The 18,497-nt window shown below is 51.2% G+C and carries 21 protein-coding genes; 2 read left to right on the top strand and 19 right to left on the bottom strand.

Translation table 11 applies throughout. The features are described from left to right. Position 1: 1 nt before the first annotated feature. The 12 genes from NST84_RS05870 to NST84_RS05815 form a co-directional block, all read right to left on the bottom strand. Complete coding sequence (locus NST84_RS05870) at positions 2-625, bottom strand: hypothetical protein (RefSeq protein WP_342564687.1); 624 nt, start codon at positions 623-625, stop codon at positions 2-4. A 73-nt stretch (positions 626-698) separates the two neighbouring features. After that, entirely contained in the window at positions 699-1,187 is a 489-nt protein-coding gene (locus NST84_RS05865; protein WP_342564686.1) for a hypothetical protein, read from the bottom strand. A 29-nt stretch (positions 1,188-1,216) separates the two neighbouring features. After that, entirely contained in the window at positions 1,217-1,597 is a 381-nt protein-coding gene (locus NST84_RS05860; protein ID WP_342564685.1) for a hypothetical protein, read from the bottom strand. Between the two features lie 14 nt (positions 1,598-1,611). Then, a complete protein-coding gene (locus NST84_RS05855) occupies positions 1,612-1,755 on the bottom strand; it encodes a hypothetical protein (protein WP_342564684.1) in 144 nt (47 codons plus the stop codon). Positions 1,756-1,761: 6 nt separating this feature from the next. After that, positions 1,762-2,034, bottom strand: a complete 273-nt coding sequence (locus NST84_RS05850; RefSeq protein WP_342564683.1) for a hypothetical protein — start codon at positions 2,032-2,034, stop codon at positions 1,762-1,764. A 30-nt stretch (positions 2,035-2,064) separates the two neighbouring features. Next, entirely contained in the window at positions 2,065-2,934 is an 870-nt protein-coding gene (locus NST84_RS05845; protein WP_342564682.1) for a hypothetical protein, read from the bottom strand. A 12-nt stretch (positions 2,935-2,946) separates the two neighbouring features. After that, the gene (locus NST84_RS05840; protein ID WP_342564681.1) at positions 2,947-3,996 is read right to left on the bottom strand and encodes a hypothetical protein; all 1,050 of its coding nucleotides are present in this window, start codon (positions 3,994-3,996) and stop codon (positions 2,947-2,949) included. Between the two features lie 13 nt (positions 3,997-4,009). Beyond that, entirely contained in the window at positions 4,010-5,587 is a 1,578-nt protein-coding gene (locus tag NST84_RS05835) for an ATPase, T2SS/T4P/T4SS family (RefSeq protein WP_342564680.1), read from the bottom strand. Next, positions 5,584-6,648 (bottom strand): hypothetical protein, encoded by a 1,065-nt coding sequence (locus NST84_RS05830; protein ID WP_342564679.1) that lies wholly within the window; start codon positions 6,646-6,648, stop codon positions 5,584-5,586. Before NST84_RS05830 ends, NST84_RS05835 begins: the two co-directional genes overlap by 4 nt. Positions 6,649-6,663: 15 nt before the next feature. Next, positions 6,664-7,431: a hypothetical protein gene (locus tag NST84_RS05825; RefSeq protein WP_342564678.1), complete on the bottom strand. Its 768-nt coding sequence runs from the start codon at positions 7,429-7,431 to the stop codon at positions 6,664-6,666. A gap of 115 nt (positions 7,432-7,546) precedes the next feature. Further along, entirely contained in the window at positions 7,547-8,443 is an 897-nt protein-coding gene (gene purU, locus NST84_RS05820) for a formyltetrahydrofolate deformylase (protein ID WP_342564677.1), read from the bottom strand. A gap of 47 nt (positions 8,444-8,490) precedes the next feature. Then, positions 8,491-9,618 carry a deoxyribonuclease IV gene (locus tag NST84_RS05815; protein ID WP_342564676.1) on the bottom strand — a complete coding sequence of 376 codons (1,128 nt, stop codon included), beginning with the start codon at positions 9,616-9,618 and terminating at the stop codon, positions 8,491-8,493. A gap of 172 nt (positions 9,619-9,790) precedes the next feature. On the opposite strand from NST84_RS05815, the gene NST84_RS05810 reads away from it, so the two are divergent. After that, positions 9,791-10,255 carry a DUF2621 domain-containing protein gene (locus tag NST84_RS05810; protein WP_342564675.1) on the top strand — a complete coding sequence of 155 codons (465 nt, stop codon included), beginning with the start codon at positions 9,791-9,793 and terminating at the stop codon, positions 10,253-10,255. Positions 10,256-10,283: 28 nt separating this feature from the next. Then, entirely contained in the window at positions 10,284-11,189 is a 906-nt protein-coding gene (locus NST84_RS05805; RefSeq protein ID WP_342564674.1) for a TIGR01777 family oxidoreductase, read from the top strand. 8 nt (positions 11,190-11,197) lie between these two features. Here NST84_RS05805 and NST84_RS05800 read toward each other — a convergent pair whose 3' ends face one another. From NST84_RS05800 to NST84_RS05770, 7 genes are read right to left on the bottom strand one after another with little or no spacing between them, the layout of a single operon-like run. Then, positions 11,198-12,892: a DUF6382 domain-containing protein gene (locus NST84_RS05800; RefSeq protein ID WP_342564673.1), complete on the bottom strand. Its 1,695-nt coding sequence runs from the start codon at positions 12,890-12,892 to the stop codon at positions 11,198-11,200. A gap of 20 nt (positions 12,893-12,912) precedes the next feature. Then, positions 12,913-13,425, bottom strand: a complete 513-nt coding sequence (locus tag NST84_RS05795; RefSeq protein WP_342564672.1) for an A24 family peptidase — start codon at positions 13,423-13,425, stop codon at positions 12,913-12,915. A gap of 17 nt (positions 13,426-13,442) precedes the next feature. Further along, on the bottom strand, positions 13,443-14,417 hold the full coding sequence (locus NST84_RS05790; protein WP_342564671.1) for a TadE/TadG family type IV pilus assembly protein: 975 nt from the start codon (positions 14,415-14,417) through the stop codon (positions 13,443-13,445). A gap of 15 nt (positions 14,418-14,432) precedes the next feature. Further along, a complete protein-coding gene (locus NST84_RS05785) occupies positions 14,433-16,700 on the bottom strand; it encodes a hypothetical protein (protein ID WP_342564670.1) in 2,268 nt (755 codons plus the stop codon). Positions 16,701-16,745: 45 nt separating this feature from the next. Continuing rightward, positions 16,746-17,411: a TadE family protein gene (locus NST84_RS05780; RefSeq protein ID WP_342564669.1), complete on the bottom strand. Its 666-nt coding sequence runs from the start codon at positions 17,409-17,411 to the stop codon at positions 16,746-16,748. Then, complete coding sequence (locus tag NST84_RS05775) at positions 17,411-17,599, bottom strand: Flp1 family type IVb pilin (RefSeq protein WP_342564668.1); 189 nt, start codon at positions 17,597-17,599, stop codon at positions 17,411-17,413. Before NST84_RS05775 ends, NST84_RS05780 begins: the two co-directional genes overlap by 1 nt. 13 nt (positions 17,600-17,612) lie before the next feature. After that, the gene (locus NST84_RS05770) at positions 17,613-18,485 is read right to left on the bottom strand and encodes a type II secretion system F family protein (protein ID WP_342564667.1); all 873 of its coding nucleotides are present in this window, start codon (positions 18,483-18,485) and stop codon (positions 17,613-17,615) included. Positions 18,486-18,497: the final 12 nt, after the last annotated feature.

Genomic DNA, 18,497 nt, shown 5'->3' with positions numbered 1-18,497 from the left:
CCTACTTACCTTTTCCTACCGCAACCTCTATACCTTCCCAACCACTTTTAGATTTAAGAAATATATTAAATTCTGAAAATACATCATCATATAAGAATGCTTGATAAGTAGATATCTTTTGATCTGGATTAAGTTTCCAGTCCCATATTGCCTCTGTACTATTTAACTTAGAAGACAATTTTCGGGGCATATCCGTAACTGCCCTTTTATCACCACCGAAATGCATTTGCCACTTTTCATTTAAATCTTTTGAAGTAACCTGTATAACTGACTTACTATTATTCTGGATCGTGATTTTTGTCCAAATAAAATATTTCTTATCCCCGTAATACCCGTATTTTTTAATGAGAGATTGGGCCGTTGCTGAGCTGGACTCATAGATCATAATTTTTTCGAGCGTATAACTAAGCCCTTCTTTTTCAATAGTTACCGGCAGTTCAACTTTCTTAACCAGCCCATACTTAGCAAGATTGTCTCTCATAATTGGCGCTGCTGTAGCTTTTGCCGCCGGAGTTGCTGCCGGTTTAGTTTGCGCTGCAAATACTTCAGCCCCCCCGCTATAAGGCAGGACAAGCATGGATACTGTTGCCGCTGTAAGAATTGTTTTAATAACCGTTTTTTTCATATTGATCTCTCCTTTAATAGTTATTAGATTTCAAAGTCATTCCTAAGTCACTCTACGCTAATAATTCACTCACCTAATCATCCGTCCGATACTCCTGCACCGCCGGTACGATAATAGCCTCCTGGACTTTTGACCGTGAAATGAGGACGGGATGCTGCGTCTCGATAACAGCGATGACCGAAGGACCTTGTATGTATTTGGTAATGCCATAAACACTGTCTTCATAAAGAAGCGGAAAAGTCACTCCTGTGGAATCATCCACGATAACGAACTTAACAATCTTCACCTGATCCTGCAGTCTGCTGCCTGCCAGTGGGGATAAGCCGTCATCAAGTCCCAGATTGTATTGAAGCGTCTGCCGGAAGGTGGAGTACGCTTCAGCTGGATCAATGACCAGGCGGCCCCGTGCCCGCTCGGCTTCATTAAGCTCCTGTGACGCATCATGTACAGCCATGTTGTTGGCATCCTTCAGCATGCTGCGCAGAATGTCCCACTCCTGATTTTGAATCTGAAAAAACCAGGAGTAGACAAAGATCAGCAGGACAAAAGCCAGTTTAATCACATAGTCCATAGCTCAGACCCATTCCTCAATTAATCTACATATTCACTCATGATAGAACCATGCCCATAATAATGAGCCGGCTGCGACCCACTGGAAAAGTTGTAAGGAAACAAATTCAACCGCGGAGCTTTAATATACACGTCTAGCCGCTGTTTACGCTCCTGTACCGTCTCCGTATTGCTTGAAATAACGATCGAAGCTTCCGGAAAGCCGACAGCCTTCAGATTGGCAATAACCTCATTTTTCATAGAGCTGGTAACCAGTCCTTCAGTAGCTGCCTTTTGCGTGATGTAAGAAGTGTTGGCTTTGACCTGCAGATCAAGCAGATAATCAATATAGGTAAAAATAGGCTGCAAGAGGATAAACAAGACCAGCCACATGAACAAAGCCCGGAGGACCGTTTCCTTCAATTCAGTCCCTCCTTCTAGTACTGCTCAACTTGCTTGGTATGTTCGATGATATCATCCTGGCTGCCGCCGATTATATTGGTAGCTGCCGCGATAAAAATCCCCGCAATCACAAAACCGATAGCCAAAAACATGGCAACTGAAATTGAATCTTTTTTCATACCGGATCAGACCAAAGGAAGGATCGTTCTACTATCAGCAGCAAGCGGTTGTTGTTCCAGAGGCCGGCTCATGCTTACACCAGGGATCGTCGGTCTGTTGTCATCTGCAGCACCCACTACATCGCGGACTACGGGAATGAGGATAGCGATAACAATGGCCACACAAAGGAACCCGATAGCGATGAACAAACCAGTCGAAATAGCATCTTTTTTCATTGTAAATATCTCCCTTTTTATTTTATATTTTTGGTCATTGCTTGAATATAACAAAATCCTCATAACTATAACTCCATAGCTGCTACACCTGTATCACTGAAACATCCCTACTCCGTTAAAATTACCTTTGATCAGCATAATGTACTGCATAGCGAGCGATACGATCATCAGGAATGTAGCGATAGAAGGAATCACGTTGATGATGGTGGAAACGTCGCCGATGAAGGACCACTTTTTCAGATACTGATCACTGGAGATTTTGGTAATAATCTTGCCTTGCTCCCGCAAATAATTAGCAGCCTCGTTGTCGTCGTCCATTCCTTCAGTTGCCAGCAGAATCGAACGGATATCGTTGATAAAAGCATGCCCTGCCGGGAATCCGCCGCAAAACCATTCAATCGCCTTCTCCGTCCCCTCATCCACCGCCCGCTCAGACAGCTCGTACAGCTCCTGCCGGATATAATGAAATTGATTGGCCGTCCCTGCGCAAAATGCACCGAACTGCACATACCCGCGCTTACGCAGCCGGTTGTTTTCATATAGCCGGATGAAGGAGATCAGCTCACCGTCCTTTTGGATCAGTGTCTTTTGATGCAGCCAGGCAAGCAGCCAGCCAAACGGCAGGTAACGCATCGGGCTGCTGATAATCAGAATTAGAAGAGCTACCAACAAGTCCGTACTGGAAAAAGGGGCCACCTGCACAAACCCGCCAACCGCCTGAACCGCCAGGTACAACAGTGCCGCCGAATAGCGGAAAATCGTGATTTTACCTGCAGACACCGAAAGTCCGCTGGATTGCAGCAGCTGCTGCAGCCGTGCATTCTGAACCTTTTCGCCAAGCGCTGTCCACTTGATTCCCAGCCGTAATGCATAACGTTCCTGCTTGCTGCTGCTGCTCACAAAAACAAGCAGAGAGAGATAAGTAACACCACACACGGCAACCAACAGCAATAATCGTTCCATCTTTATAACACCTCAGTGGTAGTCCAGTTTGGGCCTGGCAAGAATCGTACTGATAATAAAGGAAAGAAACAGCCCGGAAATAATGACCATTAGAAAGGCAAGCCCCACCTTTGTCTGAAACTGCAATTTGAAATAGACGTCAGGCTTCAGCATATACATAAAGGTTCCGACAGAGGAGACCAGCACAACTAAGTTACCGTAAATTCCAAGGCTGATCGCATCCCGGCTGCCTGCTTTTACCGTCAAAATAGTCTCGCGCTGCTGCTCCATCGAGCGGTTCAGCATCATGAGTGAGCTTTTGAGATGACGGGTGCCCTCTTTTTCGCAATACAGCAGATCTGACACAAACTCTATGGCAAAAGTAGTGCCAATCGCACCCGAGAACCGCATCGCCTCCTCCTTCAATTCGAATTCATTGCTGTAATTGGCAAATCCCGCACCCAGCAGTCTCAGCGGAGTTTTCAGCACATTGTCCACAGTCAGATGATCTGCCGTCCTCGATAAAATACTGTCCACCGACAGGTGTGTGAATTTGGAAGCAATTTTGATCACGTCGAGCAGATCGTAGCTGCCTCGTACCTTACGCTGGGCATAGGTGTATCTCATCCGTAGATACGGAATGCTCGCCGCAATGACCGATACAAACAGCGGAAGACGCCAGGCCTCCTCAATCGGCATCCGTTCCCCGAAGCTGATCCCTTCCAGAAAAGGATTGCTGAAGCTCATATGGCCAGGCAGCTCCCTAAGCGTAAGCAGTGTGGACAGGAAGACTGCCGCGAATAAGAATACGGTGCGCATCGTGAACCGCATTATACTGATTCCGGGTTCATATCTCCGGTGTGCAAAATACAGCAGATCATCCAAGTGCCGGTACAGCCAGATCCGCTTGTCTGGTTTGTTGACTTTTTTGCGGAGCAGGCTCCTCCTGAGGTTCATCTGCAGATCGATTTTCTGCCCAAGCTGCCGCAAATGCCGTTCAACCAGCGGCTTCACCATCAGCCATAGGCCATAAACCACCAGCAAATGCAGGGCCAGGCGGATGATGTAAAAGACAAGCTCCACGCCTACCGCCCCCTCATTCGTTCAGCACAATCTTTGACTTCAGGCTTTCCTTCAGCGGCTCCTCCATCGGCTTCATTGCTGCCAGGTGCCCCAGTTCCCGGATGAACTTGCGCATAGCTGCGGCATTCTTTTTGCTCATTTTGGTCATCAGCTTTCCGGTCAGCTTGTCATTATAGCTCCAGGCTGCCCGCTCCTCCTCCCAGCGCATCAGATCATTGGCAAATACCGAATTACGCTCTTCGTCATAAAACACCTCGGAGATCCGGGCCAGCCGCTTTTTCCCGTCCGGGACACTTTCCAGAATAAACACCAGCTCACAGGACTTCAGCGCGGAGATCAGATGCCCCTTCAGGCTGCCGCCGATCCGTGTCGAGACTGCAAAAGCACCCTGGTATGGAATATCCTCAGAATCCACCGTATGAAAAGTCCCCGTAATCCCGTCATAGCCCTTCTCACCGCTCCACAGATAAAACTCCCACTCGTTATACCTCATTTCCGTCATGTAGAGGATGTTCGGATCATGGCGCAGCGACTCTACCCCTACCTCCATCAGCTCTTCGTTGGCAGCCTGAATAGGAATAATCCGGTGACCTTTAATCTGATACGGCAGAATCGACTCCGGATGCTTCTCGATCATCACCACACCCATGCAGGAGCTGGAGCCCAGCAGCTGTTCGCCAACAATCGTGTTGGCAAAGGTTGTTTTGCCTGAACCTACAGCTCCCGCGATGATTGTGTTACGGAACGTGCCAGCCAGTGCCCGGATCAGCTCAATGGCTTCCGCCGGGATACATTCTGTTCCCGCCTGATCCTCCAGATCAAGAAACTCCACCACCTGGCGCCGCATGGAAATGGTCGTAAATCCGTCCCACACCCTGGGCGATACCCAGATTGCGAGCCGGATGAACCGGCCGGGCCACAGCGGATCATCCATTTTGAACTCTACCGAAGGGTTATCTTTATTGAGCTTTTTGTTCGGATCGCTTTTGAGGAGAGATCGCTTGAGCTGCTCTACCCGGTCCAGCGAGGGCATATCATACGGATAAGCTACAAATTTGCCGCGGTGATTGTAAAAGATCTGCCGCCCGATCATCTGCAGTCCGGTCGATTCACTGTAGGCTCTATCTGTAAACCAGCGGTAGGCCGGACCAAACCCCTTCCATTCGTGGAAAAGAGCCTCTGCCGCAGTACCGTAAGCCTCCGGCACATGGCCGGTAAACGGGGTTTTGCGTAAATATTTTTCAATTTCATTCATGAAAAAGCTTACCGCCTGCGGATCACCAATCAGCGCCTTGGCATTCAGCTCGAAATAGCCGTCCTCCTCCCGCTCCAGTCCGGCATTCATATCCTGCTTCATCTTTTGCAAAAAAGCATAGAAATCTTCTTTCCCGGGCTTACTGGTTCGCAGCACACTCTGCTTCAGGGAAAAGAGGGGCCGGACTGCCGGCAATATATCATCTGGACAATCATCTGGCTGAATGAACGACAGCTCATTTTCCTGCGGGTGCTGATTTAGCCCTCCGGGCCTGACATACCGCTGTCCGCTCAGCCTGCGCGGCTTCTGCCACATTTCCTCGCGGTATTCAATCATTGAAAGATCCCCTTCTTCCGAACTTCCAGGGCAAGCCCCAGTGACACCAGCAGGGCATGAACCTTATCGTCCGTCTGCTGAAGCTCTTTTTTCCCTAAAGGCAGGGTGTCCAGCAGCGGCTGATAGTGCGGCAGCTCAAGCAGAATTTCACAGCCAAAGCGCAGGGCCAGATTTTTGGGTGAGGTCATTTCCTCTACATTGCTGCGGTTGATGATCCACTGAAAATCCTGCGGCTGCAGATCCATATGCCCGGCCAGCTCCATAAGCGACTGCAGCCTGTATTCGTGCCTCGGATGTGTAACCATCATGCGCAGTGCTGATTTTTGCATTCCGGTATACCATGCGGCGCTTTCGGGAATCGATCCAAAGTCAGCCACCACCACATCTGCATGCACACGTGCTTCTTCCAGCAAGTAGGCAATCTCCTCCTCCTGATAATCATGGACGCTCAAATAGTCAAAGTTTCCGGGCAGATAAACATATCCGTCCTGCTTAACCAGCCCTTCGAAATCCTCGCCGTGAAGCATTTTACCGGTGATCCGCGGCCGCAGTCTGTCGAGACTGATTGCCGTTTTACGGTCATAGCCGGGATCATACAGGTCCAGTCCCAGCAAAATCACACGAAACCCTGCTGCAGCAATCCGTCTGGCAAACAGCCTGGCGACACTGGTACAGCCGATTCCCGGACCTGAACCGAAAAAACCGACCAGATTGCCGCGTTCCACACGCTCCTCCTCTACGATGTAACGCAGCTTTTCGATAATTGCCGGTGCTGTAGAACGCGGGGGTACAAAGAATATCCCCAGACCTTCGCATAGCATATGAATGGCCTGATAGCCGTGCACCCCTCTTTGCAGATACAGGTAGAGGATCGTAGACTGTGTGTATTGGCGGCTTAGTTCAGCTAAAACGGAAACAGGCACCTGTTCACTTGTTACCAGCAGCAGATGGCCTGCGGCTTGCGCTGGCTCAGGCAAAACATTTTGCGTAATAACCGTAAATCCGGCCAGCTTGATCTCATTAATCGTCAGCTGCTCGATGCCCAGACTGAATATTTTCATATATGCTCCCCCTTTCTATTCGACACGTACAATCCACAGCTTCAGGCCCTGCTCCAGATACTGCCCCAGCAGCTCACCATCACTTTTCTTGAGCTTTAATTCCGGCGCCGCCACCTTACCGGTAGAAGTAACGCGGTTGTTGGTATTGCCGTTTTCCGAATCAAGCACATCATTGTTATCCTCTGAACGCACATAATTTACGGTTACGCCGCTCAGAAATACCTTTCGGGCAGGTGCAGCCGCCTCAGCATTCACAGAATCGTTACCGGGAACAGCTGCACCTGACGGCTGAAGGCTGCTTCCGCTATCAGCGCTTCTGCTCCCTGCCCGATCCGCTTTATCGCCTTCGACCAGATAGATATCTACCTTGTCCCTGCTGCGCAGCGAGCCGTTAATTGCGTAAATCGCTTCCTTGGGAATAGGGAAAATCCCTTCATCCGCCTGAGGCTCCAGATCACTGACATCCACCAGCGATGAGGTGAGAATGCTGCCGTCCATCAGATTCACATTGGTGATCTTGTCCTTTACCTGGCTGAACTGTGTAATAACGCCTGAGGGAATGTCCTTGGTCTGGACTGAATCAAGATAGAGATCGCTTTGCTGCAGCTGAACATTTTTCGGAATAAACCCGCCGTCAGCCGCTTTAATTTTGACTACTGTCTGGGACAGCACATAGGGTTTGAAATAGAGATCGTAGCCGAGCAGCCCGCCAAATCCGGTGAACAGAATCAGAAAAGCAAACAAATAATTGCGTTTTAACAGTTGTCCGCGTTGTGAAGCCAAGTCTTAACCTCCTTCAAAAGCCGGTTTTTGGGCAACAAAAAAGGCATTCTGGCAGAGATCGCCAAAATGCCGGTAAAATGCTTTTTTACCTGTAATGCTCTTCAAAACTATTAGGTTAGTTAAACACTACAGTCTTATTGTGATGCACCAGAATACGGTCCTCAATATGCCATTTAACCGCACGCGCCAGCACAACCCGCTCAATCGTACGGCCGATCCGCTTCAGCTCGTTCACATCATCGCTGTGGCTGACCCGCTGCACGTCCTGCTCGATAATCGGTCCGCCATCCAGCTCTTCTGTTACATAGTGGGCAGTCGCTCCGATAATCTTAACCCCGCGCTGGTATGCCTGCGCATAAGGCTTGCCGCCGACGAACGCCGGGAGGAACGAGTGATGGATATTGATAATCCGGTGCCGGTAATGCTCGATGAACGATGGTGAGATAATCTGCATGTAGCGGGCGAGAATGATTACATCGATGTCGCTGCCGATAACCTCAAGCTGGCGCTTCTCGGCTTCAGCCTTAGTGTCAGCCGTAACCTGAATATGATGGAATGGAATCCCAAAGGATTCGACGTACGCCTGCATATCGGTATGGTTGCTGACAACCATCGCAATATCCGCATCCAGATCACCGGCCTGCCATTGCCAGAGCAGCTCAACCAGACAGTGGTCTTCTTTGGAAACAAAGATCGCCAGTCTTTTCTTATGGGACACATTAAAAATCTGCCACTCCATCTTAAAGCGCTCAGCCACTCCGCCAAAAATATTGCGTACTTCATCCAGCCGCTCATCAAGCTTAGGCAGATCAAACTCCACTCTCATGAAAAACATACCGCCGTCCGGGTCCATTGTGTACTGGTCTGACTGGACGATATTAGCTCCATGCTGATACAAAAAATGTGAAACAGCAGCTACAATACCCGGCCCGTCCGGACAAGAAATAAGCATACGCGCCCGGTCCGGATATTGTCCGCCTGAAGAATGATCTCTTTTTACATGTAATTCCATAGTCCCCTGTCCATCCTCTCATCTTCTAGCACATTCTGTAGTTTTGCTTAAGCGTTCACGAGTGCCTGTCTGCCTGCCAGCCAGGCGATCAGGCGCTGATTGACAGCTTCCTCGCTAAGCTGCGGGAAAAGACCGGCTGCCAGAACATTATCATACAGCCTTTCCAGCGGTTCACGCGGGTCAGCCTTTTTGGCTTTGGCGTCATTCTTGAGCAGCTCCCATACATCGAGCACGTACCGGCGCGAATCAAGCTCCTGCTTGGCGAAAAACGAATGCAGCTCCTCCACTTCCTGCAGAAATTCTGCACCAAAGCGTTCTGCCACATTACCGCGCAGCAGGGCGATTTCGATCTCGTACATCGGGCGGAGCTTCTTGGCATCCTTCCCGATCCATGGGGTCTCCAGAATAAACGGCAGTCCGGCAAGCGCCTCGTGGTGGACGACCTTATTAATCGTCTCGAAGCCGATCCAGCCTGAACCAATCGGAGTATGACGGTCTTTACCTGCTCCGCGCGGATTTTTACTGTCATTGATGTGGATTACACCAAGCCGCTTGAGGCCGATGATCTCATCGAACTGACGCAGCACCCCATCCAGGTCGCCAACAATATCGTAGCCGGCATCATGAATGTGACAGGTATCCAGACAGATCGACAAGCGCTCGTTATGTTCGACCTTGTCAATGATAGAGGCAATTTCCTCGAAGCTGCGGCCGATTTCTGTACCTTTACCGGCCATCGTCTCCAGGGCAATATGCACTTCCGTCTCGTTCGTACCGCCAAGCACTTCATTCAGTCCATCGGCAATCCGCTGGATACCGTATTCGGCATCCTTGTCTGTATAAGCCCCCGGATGAAGCACGATATGCTTGACCTCCAGCTGATGGGTACGGCGGATCTCCTCCTGCAGAAAATCAACAGCAAGCTGATAGGTATTATCCTTATAGGAACCCAGGTTAATGATATAGGGAGCATGAACAACAATCTCTTCAACGCCGTTTGTTTTCATTGCCAGCTTACCTTCAGCAGGGTACATCGCTTCAATCGGCTTGCGGCGTGTATTCTGCGGCGCCCCCGTATATATCATGAACGAACTGGAACCATACTCATTTGCTTCATTGGCTGCGCTCAAGAGACCCTTGTCCGCGCAGGACACATGTGAACCTATTTTCAGCATGCCTTATTTCCCTCTTTCCTTCACGAATTAACCCTTATTCTACCGTGATCGGGAAAATAAATCTAGGCAAGCCCCGGCAGGCCGCTTCTGCTTCGCAAAACTGTACAAATACGCTATACTTTAGATGAGATTCAGGTTTGTGACAATCATCATTGTCAAAGGCGGTGTATACATGTTTTCTGTATCGGGATTCAGGATATTATCGTCAGGACCAAGCAACTGGTTTATGAACTCCATCGCATTTTGGACCTTTTTACTGCTGGGCTGCATGTGTATCGGCGGTTTTTTCATGTTCCGCAAGTTCCTCAAGGTGCTGCCCAAAGCGGACGGCAAGTCCAAGCTGGACTGGCAGAACTATTGGGTGGAACGCAGCCGGCCGCTGTGGAGTGATGAGATGAAGGCTTTTCTGGACCAGCTGGTGCAGCCGGTACCCGGACCCTTCCGTGATATTGCCAAGCATTCCATCGCTGCCGAGATCGGCAAAATCGCTGTTGAAAGTGAAGCTCCGGCGGTGACCCGGGAACACTGCATTAAAGGCTATATCGTAGCTACCCCGCGCCGGGACAACAAGTTCCTTGTTTCTTTTCTCGAAAAGAACGGAATCGACTACTCTCCCTACCGTCATCTGATCAAGTAGGCCGCATCCTGAAACGGAGGATTTATGCATGAAATATATTATCTGCGGCGGCAGCGGCTTTATCGGCCGTGAGCTGACAGAATTGTGGCTTGCAGCCGGACATCAGCTCATTGTAGCCGGACGTACGCTGCCCATAGCCGCCTCTTCTCACCCTGCGTTAAGCTATACAACCTGGGATGACCTCGCAGCCACCCCGGAAATAGCCGAAAATGCCGATGCGCTGGTCAATCTTGCCGGCGCGTCACTCAGCCAGCGCTGGAGCGCTGACGGGAAGCGGGCCATTATGCAATCCCGGCTTGAAACAGTTGAAGCTGCCGGCAAGCTGATTGCGGCGCTGGAGCATAAACCGGCTGTTATCGTTCAGGCTTCAGCTGTCGCCATTTACGGCACATCGCTAACGGATACTTTTAATGAGGACTCTCCTGCCCGGATAGTGGATTTCCCCTCAGAGGTAGTCAAGACCTGGGAATCCGCTGCAGATGTTGCTTATCAGGATATACGGCTTATCAAGCTGCGTACTGGTGTTGTGCTCGGCAACGAGAGCGGAGCCTTCCCAAAGATGAAGCTGCCCTATAAGCTTGGCTTCGGCGGCAGAATCGGCAGCGGAAAGCAGTGGCTGTCCTGGATTCACCTTGAGGATATTGCCCGGCTGATCGACTTCTGCATCATTACCCCGGAAATAGCCGGACCCGTTAATGCCACCGCCCCCAATCCGGTGACTAACGAGCAGTTCGGCCGGATGATCGGCAAGGTCTATCATCGTCCGCACTGGTTCCCGGTTCCTGCTTTTGTGTTAAAGGCCGGTGCCGGCGAACTGTCGGAAATTTTGCTGAAGGGCCAGCGGGTACTGCCCGCCAAAGCAGTAAACCACGGCTTCTCCTTCATCTACCCGACTCTTCAGCCTGCAATCGAACAGCTGAAATCAAAGGAATAATGATCTGTTCAAGCAGAGCGGAAGGTGTAGCTGCCCTTAATAATTGTAAAGACGCTCCCTTCAGTCAGCGGGTATTCCTTATAAGGAATCATCGGGCTCCCCTGATACAGAGTCCCATTTCGCGAGTCCAGATCCTTAATGATATAACCGGCCGGGCCTCTGGATATTTCCGCATGCACTCTGGAGACCCCCTCAGACTTCTCTACATACTGGGCCACATCAGGTGACCGGCCGATGATGAAGCTGCCACGGTCCAGCTCAATCTTTTCCGGTGCACCATCCTCCTCTGCGCCGGTGCGTTCCAGGAAAGGACAAGCACGGGCGGGCTGCACTTTCTCATGTCCGGTAAACGCGCTATCGCTGGCCGTTAACAGTGCAGTTGCCGCCACTGCAGCGGGCTGAGGCCGCGTCGGCCCTGCATTTCCGGATAAAAAGCTGCCGGAATCCTGTCTCACCTGTATAGGCGGCTTCTGTTCAGCACCTTGCTGAACGTGAGGCTTGGCCGGCACTACCGGATTTCTGCCGAAGTCCCACTCTGCATTCTGCAATTTACGGCTCATGCGGCTTTTCCCGGCTTCCGCTGCCTCAGTCTCCGGCAACTCCCTGCTTTCGCTCCCGCCAAGGTTACGTACAGACATAATCCTCCCTCTCCACACCATCCAGCATACAACCGCAAGTATAGCAGTAACAGCAAGACAAACAGCCAGCCATAGCATTTCCGGCCTGTCCAGGTACAGGAACTTCCAGAGCAGAGCATCGGCCAGAACAGCTCCCAATGCAGTATAAGTTTTATAAGGAGAAGAGACGGCAGCCATTCCTTCTTCAGCATCATCCAGATCAGCGGCATCCTCGTCTTCGCCCAACCTCAGCTTTGGCATTACATTTCCCCAGCCCTGCTCCCTGCCATAACTGCTGTTAGCTGCGGTCTCCTCCAGGCGGTTTAAGGAATGCCTTTGTTTTAGAGGAGCTACAGGAGGTATAGGTGCCGAAGAAGGTACTCCCGTTACATAAGCCCTCGGTCCCTGCTTATGCTGTGCAGTCATTTCTCCGGATACAGCAGTTCCGCCGTGAGAAGATGCAATTACAGGGACAGCTTCTGGATGATCTGCGAGCTTACCTGCGGAATGATCTTCGGCGAGCAGCTCTGCCAGCAGGCTTTTCAGCCCGGACGGGGAAAAATCTCCACTGCCGCAATACTGAAGCAATCTCTGCAGCCCGCTTCCCGATAACTCGGTCACCGATGCCATAAGCACCATCACGAGTGCCTTTACTGCTTCACCGGGAGGTATGAGTGATTCGGCGTGCTGCAGTGGTATGTAGGTAAGATATACCTTGCCGCTTCCCAGCGGTCCCTCAATAAAAATATAGTCCTTGTGCAAAGCATACTGCTCTACCCTCAGCATATACTGCCTGCCTTCTTCCATCCCCCGGGCAATCTGCAGCAGCAATCCGAATAGGTCCGCCATGCTGAGCTTTTCACTTTTCAGCAAATGGCTAAGCATTTTGCGCCGGGAGACGGCATATTCCAGCGTTACCTTAAGATCAATTTCCCTGAGCAGCAGCCGCAGATGATGGGGGATTGAAGTGTTCATCAGCATCTTCGCCTGTACCATATTGAGCTCCGCCAGGGATAATCCTTCAATGGTACCAAGCTGCATGGAGATACCGTCCTGTTGTATAAAGTCACAGTTTAATCCGAACAATGCATTATTCACCTCCCGATCTAAAAGCAGAAATAGGTATATAGAAATCCGGGAATCACGGCCAGCATAAACGGAAACCGTAGCACTTCACCGTCAGTGCCGCTTCTTAAGAGTGCAGGCCTGCGCAGCAGCAAAAGTCCGGCGGTTCTGCTGAGCGTACTGCGGATTCTTCTAACGGTATCCCGTCTGAACAGCACGATGATCCAGCCGATTACCGCCCCGAATAAAATCGAATACATGATGACCTGAAGGCTGAACCATATCCCTGTCCAGGCACCAATACCGGCAAAAAGCTTCACATCCCCCGCTCCGACTGCTCCCATAAAATACATAAGCAGCAGAACGGCAAATCCCGCAGCCGCACCGGCCAGTGCGAATAAAAGCCCGTGCCATCCGGATACAACAATCCTTGACATTAACCCTGTTATTAAGGCAAGTACGGAAATCCAGTTAGGTATCTTCATCCACCGCAAGTCTGTGACAAAGGCTGCCGTCAGAATGAACAGACAGCCCCAAAAGGCCCACCCTGCCATCGGTTTCCCTCCTTCCGCTAAAATCTTTTTACAACTGTAAAAGTCTCCGTAAGGCTGGTACCATCCTCAAGGGTAACGACAAATGTCCAAGTTCCGGGTGTCGTATTCACCCCGATCTTCCATTCCCATTCGATATAGCCGGATTCATCGGCCTGCTTCCAGCCTAAATACTTGGCTGTACTCTGGCCGCTCTTATAAAAGATCGACAGATTCGCCGTTTCCCCCGCGGGAACCTTAACTTTAATTTTGCCCTGCTTGTTGGCAACTCCCGGATCAGGCTTCTCCAGGACTATAATAAATCCTTGCTGCCCTTCATTCCCGCTTTCCCCGCCCTGGCCGGACGCATCTGTGTTCCCCACCCATATGCGTTCCAGGCTGCTGGCTTCAAGGACAATCGGCTTATTCAGAAAGGGCACCTTCATCGGCAGCTCATAACTGACTACCAGCCCGAAATAAGGACGCGTACCCTGCTTCAGATCAGGAATAGTAACATTCGAAACATGGAGCCGTTCATAATCCAGCCAGTCTGTGGCCAGATAGGGCTTCATTAACGGTTTAAGCACATGATCAAGTACAGCTTCCGAAGCCTCAGCCTGTAGCTCCTGCAAAGGGCCCTCCGCCCGTTGCACCGCCGCTTTGACCCATTCATCGACAGGTGCAGGCAGCCCTTCCACGTAGCTGCTGCTCCAATCCTCGACTGACAAGCGGGGAACAGTCCATTTTCCGGTGGACATGCCTCCGGCTGCTTCGCCAGTTGTATCCTCTGCAGCCGCCCCTTTCTGCGCTGCCAGCGCCGCCGGATAAATATGCGTGGAAATCACCTTGACCGTGTCCGAGGCGGTACTCTGCAGTGCCGTTGAGTACAGGGTCATCTGAATAATAAAAATCAGGAACAGGACAAACAGCAGAAACAACGGAAGGACCATCGCCGCTTCAACAACCATGCTGCCTTCATTCCGCTGCTTCTTCGGACTCTGCTTCCAGCACTTCATTCTTCCCTCCTTCTGTTAATAGGAAAAGTCAGCCTGCTCCGCACGGTAATACGCCTTACCTTCCACCCCGCCCGGCAAACCGGAGGTATAATCCAGCAGCTTGACTGCTCCCGGCAGGAACCATAGCCGCAAGCCCATGCGAATTTCAGCAGCAGCATAAGTAAACCTCTCCTGCGGATTGATCCCTGTACTCAGCCTGATCAAAGCAAGCATCCGGGAGAGCTGTGCTTCCCCTGCTCCGTGCACCAGCATGAACAGCCGTAAATAATCACGGTAATCCAGCTTTACAGGCAGGTATTTGGACATTTCAACTTCTCCTGTCCTGCACAGCAGGAGCATGTCCTGGACCGCCTGTTCAACCCCATACAGCAGTGCTGCAGCCAGAATGGCCAGCGGATTGCTGAGCCGGGCATTTTCGATAAAACCTTCCATCGTCCGGATTGCCAGTCTTAGCGCGAATATCTCCCCATAAGCGGCTGCCACATTGCCTGCAGGATTATGAAATCCGTACAAGATATACTCCAGCTCTTGGGCATGGGGATCGAGCTGGCCGGCCAGCGCTGAAGCTGCACTGCTGCCGGAGTCAGCTACTGTTGCAGTCAGTGCAGAGAGGTCAAAATGCGGAAAATAAAGGGCCGCATACTCTGTTTGGAACAGCCTGTCTCTTGCACCCGTCATTACGTTGCCAATGGATGCATAGAGTACATCCACCTTTCCCATCGCAGAGCTGCCGGCAGAGTAAATATCTGCGCTGCCGGGATCTACAGCCGCTGCAGCTTCCTGAGCCTGATTAAACAGGATATTCTCGTTATAATATTTTTGCAGTGTGTTGTATTGCTGCTGTGCTGCTGCCGCACTGTCACCAAAGCTGCGGAGCTGGTCCACCAGCTTCATCGCTTCCCCTAGCTTGCCCTTAGCCTCTTTCTCCATCTGCTTTCGTTCATTGTCGGAGGTACGGTGCGACTCGATTTGGGCTGCCTCAGCAGCAATTACGGCACCTGTATTGCCATAATTCTGCAGATACCCGTTAACAGCCTGCGAAGCATCTAATACCGCCTTGTTTATGCTTGAATAATCAGCGTACAGCCCCGAAGCTTCAGCAAGTCCGCCAGGCAGAGCAGATACAGCTGGTTCAAAAGCCCGGGCTGCTTGTTCCTGAATAGTCATATTCCGTTCCATTACACTGAGCTCCTCCGGCCCCAGAATCAGCGCTTCCTCCTGCTCACGCAGTTTAGCAAGTGCCTCTGTCTCCAGTCCGGTACTGCTGCTCCCGGGAATGTCCCAGCCGTCTGCCGAAGTCTGGCCATTTTCTGCTCCGCTCGTTCGGGACTGTTCAAGCACATTTTTCATTTGCGTATTAAGCTCCACTGCCTGCTGCAGCGCTGCTCTGGCTTCAGCCATGAGAGAATCATGCTTCTGCCCTGCAGCAGCTATAGCTTCCGGTATTCCGGAGAGCAAAATCTGCGACTGCTGCAAATAGCGGCTGATGTCATATTGATACTTTGCATACTCCTTCTCCCTGTCACGGTACAGATCGGTGTAGTACTTGCCTACATAATCGTTATACATCGCTACGATATCGGCTGCAGAAGCTACGCTGCTTAACGTGCGGCTGCTGATATAATCCTGCGGCGGATTCATAATCATCTCCTGGAGGCTTCTTTCGCTCTCCGCTGCCTGCCGCCTCCGCTTGAGCATCAAATCAAGTGCAGCTTCACGGTCATCGTAGAGGGGCTGAAGCTTACCCAGCACCTTTGTTGAACGCGAGGCTTCTCCCATTGCCGCCGACAAAGGCTTAAATTTGCCGGCCAGTTCAAGGGCAAAATCAACCGGGGCTTTGTACTTCATCTCCTCGGCAATTTGCCGCCGGAAAATCCCATAGCTGCCGATCGGCCGGCTCCATTGCAGCGAAGAGCTGTCCAGCTTGACCGGCAACAGGTTAAAAGCATCTCCACGTCCACTCTCAAATAAATTATCATTCAGGACTGTAGACAGCAGCTGGTCCCCATCGTCACCCCCAAAAGCAAACAATCCATAGTCTTGCTGCAGGCTGAGATCATAGGAAGACATTACAGAGCGGACCGCAGCCCTTGCCAGACGCTCCTGCTGTACATTGGCAGCGGCAATTCTTGCATAGTCAATCAGAACAGCGGTAAACAGGAAGACAAAGGCGAGCGCCATGATCAGAAAAATAGAGACTGACCCGCCAGTTTCATTAATCCATAAGGGCTTCCGCCTTATGGCCTGACCCGGTCCCGGCAACACATGATATACACGCCTCATCCTCCTGCTCCTTCCTCTTGTTATTCTGACTTTCTGAAAGCCGTCTCATTTCTTCAGAGTAGACAGCATCTTAGCAGCGTCCTGCTTGTCCATTCCTGTTCCGGAGCCACTATCCTGTTTAGAGCCGTTCTTAAACTTCGCCCCATAATAGCGCATCAGCTCGACAGTACGGATAAACTCTACCGGTTCTGTGACTATAGCCTGTGTCGTTACCACAGGCGCTGCGCCATCCTCCAGCAGCCCATCCAGCACTGGCAGTTGGAGCATGCGCTTTAACTCGATACTTACCGTACGGCTTGTCAGACCGTAGCTATATACCAGCTCTCCGGTCATATTTGCCGGAAGCCTGTCCGCAGACTGCTTAAGCTTTAGCTCCGGCAAAGGCTCCGGGACACCGGAAGCCGGCACGGCCAGCTTCACTCCCCCGTTTAATGCCCCTGTACCAAAAAGAGAAGCCAGTAAACCATCTTCACCGATTCGCCAGTACAAGGAATCATATTCTCCGGCAGCATAATCTCCGTTTGTACCCTTATGGCTGTTATCCCAGTTGTATGCTGCCCGTTCGGCTGTAACCGAGGAGGCCTGCAGCAGCATCGTCCTCTGATAGGTATACAGGCTGAAAAACAAAAGCAGCATAATAATCCCCATGATGATAGGCAGCAGCAATGAGGCTTCAACAGTAAAGCTGCCTTCCTCACTCCGCAGATTCATTAATCAAAAACTTCCTGGCTCTTGCTTCCCGCCGTACTGATCAGATCCTTGACCACCTTGACAATTTCTGTACGGAATACAAGTACTACTGCAATCAGTACTGCGATGATCATAATCATTTCCAGCGTGCCTAGTCCCTCTTCGTCCTTCCACAAGCGTCTGGCAGCTTCAGCTATTGTTATCATCATTGTCTTCATCCTCCTACATTTTGAGCATCATGATCGCCGGTGTTCCCACCAGCACAATTACAATTAAAAAGATGAGCACCATCGGAAATACCAGCTTCGAGGAAGCCTGCTCCCCGCGCGTTCTGCTGAGTGCCTTGCGTTTGTCCCATAACATCCGCGACAGATCACGCAGAGACAATACAAAATCCGCGCCGCCCCTGCGGTAATTCAGCAGCACTGTCGTAGTGAACAGCGACACCTCCTGAACTGCGCAGCGCTTGCTGAAATTCTCAAACGCCTGCTGGAATGAATAGCCGCCTTCCCATTCAGTAATCATTGTAAATAGTTCTTTATAGAGCGGATGACTATAATCACCTTTCCGGCTCTCTACACAGCGCACTATCGCCCGCTGCACCGTCTCACCGGCACCAACCAGCAGTACAATGCTGTTCAGCAGCTCCGGCAGCTCCAGCATAATACTCTGCTCCCGCAGCTTTACTTTTTTGTGCAGGTCACTGACCAGGGCAACCGGCAGAATCAGTGCCAGCAGTGCGCCAAGAATAATTCCCGCCTCCTCACCGCTAAGCAAGGTCAGCAAACTGCCGCCAAGCATGAACAGCCAGCTGAAGCTAAAGATTTCACCTGTGAAAAGCAGCGTCCGCTCCGAACTATAGCGGACACCGTAGCTCCGCTGCAGCGAGCGCTGGATTCTGAACACGACGGAGGGCAGATGACTGCCGATCCGCCATTTCTCAATCAACAGCAGAAAAGGCTCCCCCGCCGCCCGCAGCCGCAGTCCCTCCATTGGCAAAGTGCGCAGCTTACTGTAACGCGGGCCGCATTTCACGCGCAGCAGCAGCCAGCCGAGGAGCAGCACAATGGCTGCCGTACCGCTTATCCACCGCATGTCCTCACCTCC

This window comes from Paenibacillus sp. FSL R7-0345 (genome assembly GCF_038595055.1).
GTDB lineage: Bacteria > Bacillota > Bacilli > Paenibacillales > Paenibacillaceae > Paenibacillus_AQ.
This window is presented reverse-complemented; position numbering and strand designations above follow the sequence as displayed.

Excerpts from the sequence above, each read along its gene's own strand:
- NST84_RS05870 (WP_342564687.1), bottom strand. The coding sequence starts at position 625 with ATGAAAAAAACGGTTATTAAAACAATTCTTACAGCGGCAACAGTATCC.
- NST84_RS05855 (WP_342564684.1), bottom strand. The coding sequence starts at position 1,755 with ATGAAAAAAGATTCAATTTCAGTTGCCATGTTTTTGGCTATCGGTTTT.
- NST84_RS05850 (WP_342564683.1), bottom strand. The coding sequence starts at position 2,034 with ATGAGGATTTTGTTATATTCAAGCAATGACCAAAAATATAAAATAAAA.
- NST84_RS05845 (WP_342564682.1), bottom strand. The coding sequence starts at position 2,934 with ATGGAACGATTATTGCTGTTGGTTGCCGTGTGTGGTGTTACTTATCTC.
- NST84_RS05835 (WP_342564680.1), bottom strand. The coding sequence starts at position 5,587 with ATGATTGAATACCGCGAGGAAATGTGGCAGAAGCCGCGCAGGCTGAGC.
- NST84_RS05830 (WP_342564679.1), bottom strand. The coding sequence starts at position 6,648 with ATGAAAATATTCAGTCTGGGCATCGAGCAGCTGACGATTAATGAGATC.
- purU (WP_342564677.1), bottom strand. The coding sequence starts at position 8,443 with ATGGAATTACATGTAAAAAGAGATCATTCTTCAGGCGGACAATATCCG.
- NST84_RS05815 (WP_342564676.1), bottom strand. The coding sequence starts at position 9,618 with ATGCTGAAAATAGGTTCACATGTGTCCTGCGCGGACAAGGGTCTCTTG.
- NST84_RS05810 (WP_342564675.1), top strand. The coding sequence starts at position 9,791 with ATGTTTTCTGTATCGGGATTCAGGATATTATCGTCAGGACCAAGCAAC.
- NST84_RS05805 (WP_342564674.1), top strand. The coding sequence starts at position 10,284 with ATGAAATATATTATCTGCGGCGGCAGCGGCTTTATCGGCCGTGAGCTG.
- NST84_RS05795 (WP_342564672.1), bottom strand. The coding sequence starts at position 13,425 with ATGGCAGGGTGGGCCTTTTGGGGCTGTCTGTTCATTCTGACGGCAGCC.
- NST84_RS05790 (WP_342564671.1), bottom strand. The coding sequence starts at position 14,417 with ATGAAGTGCTGGAAGCAGAGTCCGAAGAAGCAGCGGAATGAAGGCAGC.
- NST84_RS05785 (WP_342564670.1), bottom strand. The coding sequence starts at position 16,700 with ATGAGGCGTGTATATCATGTGTTGCCGGGACCGGGTCAGGCCATAAGG.
- NST84_RS05780 (WP_342564669.1), bottom strand. The coding sequence starts at position 17,411 with ATGAATCTGCGGAGTGAGGAAGGCAGCTTTACTGTTGAAGCCTCATTG.
- NST84_RS05775 (WP_342564668.1), bottom strand. The coding sequence starts at position 17,599 with ATGATGATAACAATAGCTGAAGCTGCCAGACGCTTGTGGAAGGACGAA.
- NST84_RS05770 (WP_342564667.1), bottom strand. The coding sequence starts at position 18,485 with ATGCGGTGGATAAGCGGTACGGCAGCCATTGTGCTGCTCCTCGGCTGG.